The organism is Mordavella massiliensis, assembly GCF_016901695.1.
GTDB classification, from domain to species: domain Bacteria; phylum Bacillota; class Clostridia; order Lachnospirales; family Lachnospiraceae; genus Claveliimonas; species Claveliimonas massiliensis_A.
Genome location: NZ_JACJKS010000039.1, coordinates 1 through 2,484, shown reverse-complemented (window position 1 = coordinate 2,484; position 2,484 = coordinate 1). Strand labels below are relative to the sequence as shown.

At 34.7% G+C, this 2,484-nt stretch carries 2 protein-coding genes and 1 pseudogene; 1 reads left to right on the top strand and 2 read right to left on the bottom strand.

Features of this window, described 5'->3' with window-relative positions; all coding sequences use genetic code 11:
- A pseudogene (locus H6A20_RS12930) lies at positions 1 to 231 on the bottom strand (hypothetical protein); the annotation flags it as partial.
- Positions 232 to 308: 77 nt separating this feature from the next.
- A complete protein-coding gene (locus H6A20_RS12925; RefSeq protein WP_204907512.1) occupies positions 309 to 1,673 on the bottom strand; it encodes an MATE family efflux transporter in 1,365 nt (454 codons plus the stop codon).
- A gap of 186 nt (positions 1,674 to 1,859) precedes the next feature.
- Between H6A20_RS12925 and H6A20_RS12920 the strand changes: the two genes are divergently transcribed.
- A complete protein-coding gene (locus H6A20_RS12920) occupies positions 1,860 to 2,414 on the top strand; it encodes a PadR family transcriptional regulator (protein ID WP_204907511.1) in 555 nt (184 codons plus the stop codon).
- Positions 2,415 to 2,484 lie beyond the last annotated feature (70 nt).

Below are 2,484 nucleotides of genomic sequence, written 5' to 3'. Positions count from 1 at the left end.
GCCTTCCTCCCATGGTAAAACGCAGGCAGTACTATGAGGCTTTGGAGGTGGCTGCATAGTCAGTGATATCCTTGAGAAAAATGTGTCAACTAATCTTGACAATATCAATACTTCATGTCGGGATCGTTTTGAAAGTTGTTTTCTTTTTTGTTTTAGAGTCCCTTTTATCGTTAGCATCATTAAAGCATTGAATTGTAGTCTGATAGCTTCTTTAAAAAAAGATGATTTCATATTTAGTTCCTTTCCCCAAAAGAAGAAAAGCTCATACAAAAAATGTTTGCATGAGCCGTGGAAGTATGTAATGTAATTTAATTTTGAAGGATTTGTTCTTCTTTTGATAGTTGTTTATGAAGATTCAGTGCCATAAATATAGCTATAATAACTGAAAGAATATCAGCAATCGGCTGAGCATATAATATTCCGTTCATTCCCCAAATTATAGGGAGCAGGAATATAACTGGAACAAAACAAATACCTTGTCGGCAGGCCCCTAGAATAAATCCCGCAGTTCCTTTTCCCAGTGCTAGAAACAATGAAGAATATACTGTATAAAATCCAAATAAGAAAAAGGATAATCCATTTGCCATGAGAGATTTTTTACCCACTGAAATCATTGCCTCATTTCCATTTGCAAATTGTGCAATAATTTGTTCAGAAAACAAGAACATCAATAAACCTACAATTATACAAAATATAGTTGACCATAAAATTGAAGTTCTAATAGCTTCACGCAAACGCTTAAAATTTTTAGCACCATAACTGAAACCGGCGATAGGTTGGAACCCTTTCAAAAATCCAAAAACTACCAATGTTCCCATAGAAGTTATCCTTGTAACAGCTCCCATTCCAGCAATAACAGAGTCTCCATATCCACTTGACGCTCTGTTAATCAGTGCAATAGAAAGACTGGTAAGAAGCTGAAATGTCAAAGTAGGAACTCCTATTTTTAAAATTTCCATAAATATCTGTTTGGTAGGCTCAAACGCTTTTATACTGAATGTGAATGCACTTTTCTTTCGAAAAGCATAGGATAAATATACAAGAGTAGAAACAAATTGTGAAATAGCCGTTGCAATAGCCGCACCAGCTACTCCCATGTCAAATGTATAAATGAAAAGAGGGTCTAAACCGATGTTAATAATTGCACCTAAAAGTAAAGCGCACATGGTTGTTTTAGCCGCACCCTCACTTGCCACAATGTTATTCATTGTCACATTGAATACGTTGAAAATACAAGAAATTATATATATTCTTGCATAGGTCAGCGCATATGGCATAATGGTATCGGTTGCACCGAGTAATGTTAAAATTGGTTTAAGGAATATTGTTGCAATTATAATCAGAATTGCTCCAATTATCACACTACTATACAAGGCTGTACTAGCAACTTTATTAGCAGTATCTTTATCATCTCGTCCTAATAATCTTGAAAGATAAGAAGCCGCTCCGTTTCCAAACATCAATCCCAGCCCCACTACAACCTGACCTAACGGAAATACAATAGAAATTGCTCCCATAGGGCTTTCTCCCAGTCCTCCTACAAAATAAGCATCTACAAGATTATACAATGCGTTAATGAGCATACCTATCATAATTGGTATTCCTAAAGAAACCAATGCCTTTGGAACAGGAGCACTTCCTAATAATTCTAATTTCGAGTTCTTTTTGTTCATTTTTTGTTCTCCTTTCAAATATAAATTATAGTACTATAAATTATAGTATAAACATCAAAGAATACTACTATAATTTATAGTAGATGTCAAGATAAATTCATGATCTATTTCTTGACATGATATGTAAAATTCACTACTATAAATTACAGTAGTTACTTTTCATATCAACAATGAGGTGAAAACATTATGGCAACGATTGATTTAATTGTATTAGGTATATTAAAAAAAGAACCAATGAGTGCTTATGATATTCAGAAGCTTGTAGAGTATCGAAATATCTCTAAATGGGTAAAAATCAGCACACCGTCCATTTACAAAAAGACGATTCAGCTAGAGCAAAAAGGGCTTATCAAAGGTAGTATTGTAAAAGAGGGTAAAATGCCGGAAAAAGTAATCTATTCTTTAACTGAAGCGGGAGAAAAAGCATTTGAAAAACTCATGTTTGATATTTCCTCAGAGCCCATTCATATCTTTTTGGACTTTAATGCTGTGATCGTCAATTTAGACAGTCTCCCCTTAGAAAAGAAAAAGATGTGTATAGACAGTATCCAAGAGAAAATAAAGGAGCTGAAAAGCTATTTGGAACAGAATATAAGGGAAAAGGAAAATGTGCCGGAGATTCCTGCAACAGGTATGGCTGTTTTACAGCAGCAGTTTGTTTTGGTAGAAGCAATCGAAACGTGGATTGATTCTGTGAAGCAATGGGGAGTATCCCAAAGTTTGTGTAAACCTTCAAACTGATGTAAGATAGACTTACCAGTTTGGAGGTTTATTTTATGGCAAGGAAAAAAGATACCCCACAAAAAGCAGC